The following is a 7563-nucleotide window of genomic DNA, read 5'->3' on the forward strand; positions in this document are numbered from 1 at the left end:
ACCCTAGTGGTTCGTGTCAGCCCCCGTGCGCCCGCACCCAACCCTGCGTTCCGCGCTCCTTCACGCCGCCGCCGTCCAGCACCACGACCTCGTCGAACGCGTCCAGACCGGTGAGCCGGTGGGTCACCAGCACCACGCCGCGGTCGCCCCGGTGCGCCAGCACCGCCGCGAGCACCTCGTCGGCCTGCGCCGCGTCGAGGCCCTCGGTCGGCTCGTCGAGCAGCAGCAGCTGCGGGTCCGCGAGCACCGCCCGGGCCAGCGCGAGCCGCTGCCGCTGCCCGCCGGACAGCTCCGCGCCGTCCTCGCCGACGCGTACGTCCAGGCCGTGTGCGTCGACCCAGTCCCCCAGCCCGGCCGTGCGGCACGCGGCGACCAGCTCGGCGTCGCTCGCCTCCGGGCGGGCCAGCAGCAGGTTGTCGCGCACCGAGGCGTGGAACAGGTGGGCGTCGGCCAGCAGCCCGGTGACCACCGCGGGCCAGCGTTCCGGGTCGAAGTCCGCGATCGGCGTCGCGCCGCCGGACGTGCCGCCCGTCGTCGTGCCGGTGCGGGGTGCCGCGATGACGCCCCGGTCCGGTCCAGCGCCGCCGCAGGTGCCGGGAGCCGGCGCGGCGAGCACCTCCGCGCTGCCGGTGTCGGGGGTGATCGCGCCGGTGAGCAGCGCGAGCAGGGTGCTCTTGCCCGCGCCGGACGGCCCGACGACCGCGACCCGGCGGCCGGGCGGCAGATCCAGGTCGACGCCCTGCAGCGCCGGTGGGCCGTCCGGGCGGTAGCGCACCCCCGCGGCGCGCAGCCGCAGGTGCACCGGGCCCTCCGGCACGGGCGAGCCGGCCGCGGCCGTCCCACCGGCGGGCATCGCATCGCGCGGCGCTCCACCGGCGGGCATCCCACCGCCTGGCGCCCCGCCCGCGGCCGGCCCGGCGGGGCCGAGCAGCTCGGCGACCCGGTCCAGGCTGCCCCGGATCTCCGCGCCCTTGCGGGCGGCGGCCAGCAGCGACAGGGCGATCTCGTTGGCGGCGAGGGTGGCGACGGCGAGCACGGCCAGCCAGACGCCGGGCAGCCCGCGGTGCAGCGCGGCGGCGAGCACGGCCATCGCGGTCACCCCGCCCAGCAGCGTCGCCGCGCCGTCCACCGCGAACGAGCGCCGCGCCAGCGAACGCTCCACCCGGGCCAGCTCGGCGGCGTGCCCCGCGCCGCGCGCCTCGTACGCCGCGCGGGCGCCGAAGGCGGCGAGGTCGGCCGCCCCGTGCACCAGGTCGACGGTGTCGGTCGCGTACGCCGCGCGCAGCGGGGCCAGCCGGGACGAGCCGCGCCGGGCCAGCCGCGCGGCCAGCACGGGCAGCGCCGCGCCGGTGACCAGCAGCCCCGCCAGCAGCACCAGCGCGACGAGCGGGTCGGCCGCGGCAGCGGTGAGCACGGCGGCGACGGCGACGACCCCGGCCGCCGCCATCGGCAGCAGCACCCGGATCAGCAGGTCCTGCACCGCGTCGACGTCGGACACCATGCGGCTGAGCGCGTCGGCGCGCCGGGCCGGTGGCCGGTCGATCAGCGCGCCGAAGATGCGGGCGCGCACCTCGGCGACCATCCGCAGCACCGCGTCGTGACTCGCCAGCCGCTCGACGTAGCGCAGCACGCCGCGGCCGATGGCCAGGGCGCGCACCAGCACGATGGCCACCGACAGCGCGATCAGCGGGGGCTGCCCCGCGGCGGTGGCCAGCAGCCACGTCGCCGCGGCCATCAACCCCAGCCCCGCGGCCTCGGTCCCCGCGGCCAGCACCCCCGCGCCGAGGAAGCGCCACCGCAGCGGGTACGCGAACGCCAGCACCCGCCGCACGCTGCCCACCCGCTCGCTCATGCTCTCGCTGCGCTCGCCGGCGGCGGAGGACACCGGAGTCGATTCGCCCCTCATGCGGTCACCAGCTCGTGGAGGGTGCCGTGCTCGATGCGGACGACGCGGGTCGCGGCGGCGAGCAGGGCGGGGCGGTGGGCGACGAGCAGGGCGGTGCGGTCCTGCACCAGGGTCAGCGTGGCGGCGACGACGGCCTGCTCGCTGGCGGCGTCCAGCCGCGCGGTCGGCTCGTCGAGCAGCAGCAGGGGCGCGTCGCGCAGGAACGCGCGGGCCAGCGCGAGCCGCTGCCGCTCGCCGCTGGACAGGCCGTGGCCGCGCTCGCCGAGCACGGTGTCCAGGCCCTGCGGGAGCGCGTCGACGACCGGGCCGAGCGCGGCCGCGCGGGCGGCGCGCTCGATCCGCTCCCGGGACGCGTCCGGCTCGCCGAGGGCGATGTTTCCGGCGAGGGTGTCGGCGAACAGGTGCGCGCGCTGCGGCACCCAGCCCAGGCGGCGGCGCCAGCCGTCGAGGTCCAGCTCGGCGAGGTCGATCCCGTCCACCAGCACCTGCCCGCGGTCCGGGACGGTGAAGCCGAGCACCAGGTTCAGCAGGGTGCTCTTGCCGCCGCCGCTGGGCCCGACCAGCGCGATGCGCTCGCCGGGCCGGATGACGAGGTCGGCGTCGCGCAGGGCGGTGGTGCGCTCGTACGCCACGGTCACCCCGCGCAGCTCGACGACGCTCTCGCGGGGCACGGCGCGGGTGCCGCCGGCCGGGGCGCCGTCCGCCGCGGCCAGCAGGGTGAACGCCTGGTCCAGCGCGGTCAGGCCTTCCATGCTGGCGTGGAACCTGGTGCCCGCGGCGCGCAGCGGGGCGTACGCCTCGGGGGTCAGCAGCAGCACCGTGAACGCGGCCGCCAGGGTCATCCCACCGCCGAGCAGGCGCAGGCCCACCGGCACCGCGACCAGCGCGACCGAGATGGTGCCGACCAGCTCCAGCACCAGCGCGGACAGGAACGCGATGCGCAGCGTGCGCATGGTCGCGACGCGGTGCCGGTCGGCCATGTCGCGGACCGCCGCCACCTGCGCGCGGGCCCGCCCGAACGCCTTCAGGGTCGGCAGCCCGGCCACCATGTCGAGGAAGTGCCCGCCGAGCAGCCGCAGCCGCCGCCACTGGCGTTCGGTCGCGATCCGGGTCTGCCAGCCGACCAGGATGCCGAAGATCGGGATGAGCGGCAGCGTGACCAGCACGATCACCGCCGAGGCAAGGTCGGCGAAGACCAGCGCGGCCAGTACGCCGACCGGCACGGTCACGCCGAGCACCAGCTGCGGCAGGTACCCGGTGAAGTAGCCGTCCAGCGCGTCGAGCCCGCGCCCGGTGAGGGTGGCCAGCTCTCCGGCCCGCTGCCCGGCCAGCCAGGCCGGCCCGCGCCGCCCCACGGCGGCCAGCAGGTCGGCCCGCAGGCTCGCCTTGACCGTGGCCGCCATGCGCGCCGCCACCACGCCCAGTCCGCTGGTGAGCGCGGCGCGGGCGGCCAGCGCGGCCAGGAACAGCGTGACCGCGGGCGCGTCCAGGCGCAGCTCGACCGCGGCCGACAGCGCGCGGGCCAGCGCGACCGCGGCCACCACGACGGCGATCGCGACGGCGGTCCCGAGCAGCCCGAGCAGGACGACGTCACGCCGGGTGGACGGGACCTGCCGCAGCAGACGGGGATCGAACGGGCGCGCCACGACCTCCATCGTGCCCGATGGCGTGGGTCACTGCCCGGCAGGCTCGGCCAGCGTGATGCTCCCGGCGAATCTGATCAGGTCCTCCTCGCCCAGATCGCCGCGGCTCTGCGAGATCAGCAGCACCCGCCGCTCGTCCAGCTGGACGTTCAGCCCGACGATCCGGCCCTCGGCGTCCCACTCCAGGGCGGCGGGCACCCCGCCGACCGACAGCGAGGAGGCCAACGACACCAGGTTGGGGTCCTGGCCGGTGACCACGCAGAGCCCCTCCGGGTCGGCGGGGGTCAGCCGGGGCTCGCGGCTCAGGCAGACGTGCCCCCGGTCGAGGCTGCTCACCTCGTACCCCTCGGGCATCAGTCCGTAGGTGATCAGCGGGGTCGCGGTCATCCGGCCCGGCCGCAGCTCCCGGGCGAACCGCTCGACCTCGGCCACGGTCAGCAGGCCGCCGAAGCTCTGCACGGTCACCCACCGGCCGTCGCGCCGCCAGGTCAGGCCCACCTGCTGCGCGCCGTTCTCGTCGCGCCCGGTGCGCAGCGTGCCGGGCAGCCCGCCGACGTCCACGGGCGTGGTCTGCGCCGCCTCCCAGTCCCAGTCGTACTCGGTCGGGCCGGCGTAGACGAGCAGCTTCGCGGGGCTGCCGGCGCTCTCCACGCCGGTCATGTCCAGCGCGGCGACGACCGACAGCGGCCCGACCCGCGCCGGCAGGAAACCCGGCTGGTACGGGAACTCCGGCAGCCGCTGGGCGGCGGGCCGGGGGACCAGCGCCACCGTGGAGGGGCTCGCACTGGGCGACGCGCTCGGGGTCGGCGTCGGCGTCAGCACCGGCGGCGGCTGCGCGCTGCGCCACCCCGGCAGCAGGACGATCAGCGTCGCGACCACCGCGGCGGCCGCGCCGGCCAGCGCCGTCCGGCGGCGGCGCACGCCGGTGGCCCGGCGCCGCACCGCCTCCACGGCCACCGCCGGGAACGCGCGCTCGGCCGAGGGCGCGGGCACCGGCTCGCTGAGCCGGGTCCGCAGCGCGGCCAGCCCGCGATGCGCGTGCACCCGGACCGTCGTGGGGGAGCAGTCCAGCAGCTCGGCGATCCGGTCGTCATCGAGATCCTCGAAGAAGCGCAGCACCAGCACCATGCGCTGGCGGCGGGGCAGCGTGCCCAGCAGCGCCCACAGCTCGTCGCGCACCGCGTGCCGCTGCACGAAGTCGTCGTCGGCTGCGGTGTCGGGAGTGGAGTCCTGCGGCCGCTCGCGGTGCGACAGCCGCCGCCACCAGGACGAGTTCGCCCACACCAGCGCCCGGCGCAGGTAGACGTCGGGGTTGCCGGACTCGATCCGGTCCCAGCGGTGGTACGCCCGCGCGAGCACCTCCTGCACCAGGTCCTCGGCCAGGTGCCGGTCGCGGCAGAGCAGGTACGCGAAGCCCACCAGCGCCCCGGATCGGGCGCGGACGTAGTGCTCGAACTCCGGATGCACGGTGACTCCTCGGCGGGGCGGACATCGTCTCGTGATGGAGACGCGGCTGCCGGGGCACTCTGTTTACCGGCACCGCCGCACCAGGCGCCGGGCTCGCCGGGGGCGATCAGCGCAGGTGGGTGAGCAGAGCGTCGCGGATGGCCGGGCGGTTGCCGAAGACCAGCAGGAACGCGGCTTCGCGGAGCAGCCGCTGCGCGTGCTCGCCGCGCAGCACCGCCCGCGCGCCGGTGTGCACGGCCAGCGCCGCCGTCGCCCGCAGCGCCAGCGCCGAGGCGGCGGCGCGGGCCGCGGGCGTCGTCTGTGGATCGGCGGCCAGCAGGCCGACCCGGGCGGTGGCCAGGTCGGCGTCGAGCGCGCTGGGCCCGATCAGGCGGCAGCACCGGTTCGCCACCCCGAGGGCGAGGAAGCCGTTCAGCGCCGAGCCACTCGCGTCCGATGACGACCATTTCGCGTACGGCCGCACGTCGGCGAGCCGGTCCGCGGGCACGAAGTGGGCGTCGAAGCGCACGTTCACGGTCCGGCTCGCCTGCACCGAGACCAGTTCGAGCGGTGTGACGGCCAGGGTCGGCGCGGCGACGGCGTCGACGTACAGGAAGTGCACGTCGTCGTGCTCGTCACGGGCTGCCGTGTACAACACGTCGATCATGTCCCAGCCGGTGACCCAGGGCGCCTCGCCGTCGAGGAGGAACCCGCCCGCGACCGCGCGCACCCGCATCGGCGCCGCGCGGTTGCGCAGCCCGGCCAGCGCGATCCCGGCCCGCTTCTGCCCCTTGGCCAGCGGCGCGAGCCAGGTCTCGCGGATGCTCGGAGCGGCGGTTGCGGCGGCGATCACCGGCCCGTGGTGCTGCAGCCAGACGAACGCCGTGCTCAGGCACCCGCTCGCCAGCTCCTCCAGCAGGTATGCGGCCAGCGCGAAGTCCGTCCCGCACCCGCCGATCTCCGGCGGCGCGGCGACGCCGTAGAAACCCTCGGCGGCCAGCAGGTCCAGCTGCGCCGCGGGCACCCGGTCGGCCGCGTCGACCGCGAGCGCGGCCGGGAACAGCACCTCGTCGGCGATCTCCGCCGCCCGCTTGCGCAACCTGCTCGCCTCGCCCATGCCCCCGATCCTAGGCACGGCCAGATCTTGTGCACTTCGTGTCGCCAGGGCAGCACGAAACGCACAAGATCCAGTCGAGGGCACCGGCCGCACCGGATCACGGCGGTGGGCGGCCCGTGGCGCCGCGCGCGGCGGCCGGGCCGCGGTCAGGGCGTGCGGGGGCGGATCTCGTCGGTGGGGTCCGGGTCGATGAGCAGGCCGACCTGCGTGCCGATGAAGTGGTAGCTGACCTGGCGCAGCGGCCACAGCACCCAGTTGCGCTCGTCGGCGGTCACCGTCCGGCCGTCGGCGTGCCCGGCCGCGCCGACCAGCACCCACGGACCGGTGGTGGAGAAGACGGTGACCACGTCGCCGTTCGCGCCGACCGGGTCCATCCCGGAGCTCAGCCGGGCGCGGGCGTCGTCGGCGGACTCGTCGTCGCGGTAGAGCACCGCTCGCAGCACGGCCACCGCGTCGCTGTCGTCGGTGGTGTACGCCGCGTGCACGGTCACGAAGCACCCGTCGCGGTTCAGCAGCGCGTCGTCGGGCAGCACCCCGTCGCAGCCGCGCCGGTCGGACAGGGCGGTGCGGGTGAGCGTGTCGCCGTTCATCCGCAGCACGGCCGGGAAGACGTCGGCGGCGCGGGTGTACGTGGGGTCGGCGGCCCGGATCGCCAGCGGCAGCGCCGCCACCATCAGCGCGGCGATGCCGATCACGGCGACGGTGTTGTAGTGCCGGTCGACGACCGGGATCGCCTTGCCGACGAACACGAGCAGGAACAGGAACGCGAGCGCCGCGCCCGCGCCGCCGAGGCCCCACAGGATGCCGTCGCCGACCTGCTCGCTGCCCGGCCCCTTGAGGATGTCGGCCAGGTCCCGCCCGCGCCCCGGCACGACCAGCATCGCCACCAGCCAGGACAGCACGGCGAAGGCGACCATCGCGCCGCGTCCGATCCGGTCCGCCCGCCGCCACAGCACCCCGATCAGCAGCATCGACGCCGCCGGGGCCGCGACGATCAGCCAGCCGGTCGTGGTCATGCCCGCGGCGGAGCAGGCCGTGACGTCGCAGGCGAAGCCGAGCAGGATCCGGCGGCCGGTCGGGGCGAACAGGAAGTACGCCACGAACAGGCCGATGATCCCCAGCACCGCGAGCACGCCGCCCAGCGCGCTGCCCTTGGCCGCGGGCTTGCGGCCGTTGCGGCCCGCGACCGGTGCCGCCGGGTCCGTGCCGTCCTGGTCCGGGGTGGCCGCGCGTTCGAGCCTGGTCTGCGCGGCGGCTCTCGCGGCGGCCTGGGCGGCGAGCTTCGCGGCGCGGCGGTCGGCCTTGCGGGTGTACTCGATCGGGCCTGGATCAGGAGAGCTGCTCACGACCGGACACCCTAGCGGAGCGGCGCACGCCCCCACCGGGCGTTAAGAAGGGCACCTTCTACAACGCGGAGCGTTAAGAAGGTGCCCTTCCTTTTGCTGCTAGAG

Annotated in this window: 5 protein-coding genes; all 5 read right to left on the reverse strand. The window is 76.5% G+C overall.

Going from position 1 to position 7563, the window contains the following annotated elements:
* Nucleotides 1–16: 16 nt before the first annotated feature.
* Nucleotides 17–1906 (reverse strand): ATP-binding cassette domain-containing protein, encoded by a 1890-nt coding sequence (locus tag AB0J67_RS13865; RefSeq protein ID WP_363481152.1) that lies wholly within the window; start codon nt 1904–1906, stop codon nt 17–19.
* The gene (gene cydD, locus AB0J67_RS13870; RefSeq protein WP_363481155.1) at nt 1903–3561 is read right to left on the reverse strand and encodes a thiol reductant ABC exporter subunit CydD; all 1659 of its coding nucleotides are present in this window, start codon (nt 3559–3561) and stop codon (nt 1903–1905) included. The genes AB0J67_RS13865 and cydD overlap by 4 nt, the downstream gene beginning before the upstream one ends.
* 18 nt (nt 3562–3579) lie before the next feature.
* Nucleotides 3580–5016, reverse strand: a complete 1437-nt coding sequence (locus AB0J67_RS13875) for a SigE family RNA polymerase sigma factor (RefSeq protein WP_363481158.1) — start codon at nt 5014–5016, stop codon at nt 3580–3582.
* A 106-nt stretch (nt 5017–5122) separates the two neighbouring features.
* Nucleotides 5123–6130, reverse strand: coding sequence for an acyl-CoA dehydrogenase family protein (locus AB0J67_RS13880; protein WP_363481161.1), 1008 nt, complete (start codon nt 6128–6130; stop codon nt 5123–5125).
* A gap of 128 nt (nt 6131–6258) precedes the next feature.
* The gene (locus tag AB0J67_RS13885; RefSeq protein WP_363481164.1) at nt 6259–7458 is read right to left on the reverse strand and encodes a hypothetical protein; all 1200 of its coding nucleotides are present in this window, start codon (nt 7456–7458) and stop codon (nt 6259–6261) included.
* Between the last annotated feature and the right edge of the window lie 105 nt (nt 7459–7563).

Origin of the sequence: Catellatospora sp. NPDC049609, from assembly GCF_040675365.1 — a bacterium.
Classification (GTDB): domain Bacteria; phylum Actinomycetota; class Actinomycetes; order Mycobacteriales; family Micromonosporaceae; genus Catellatospora.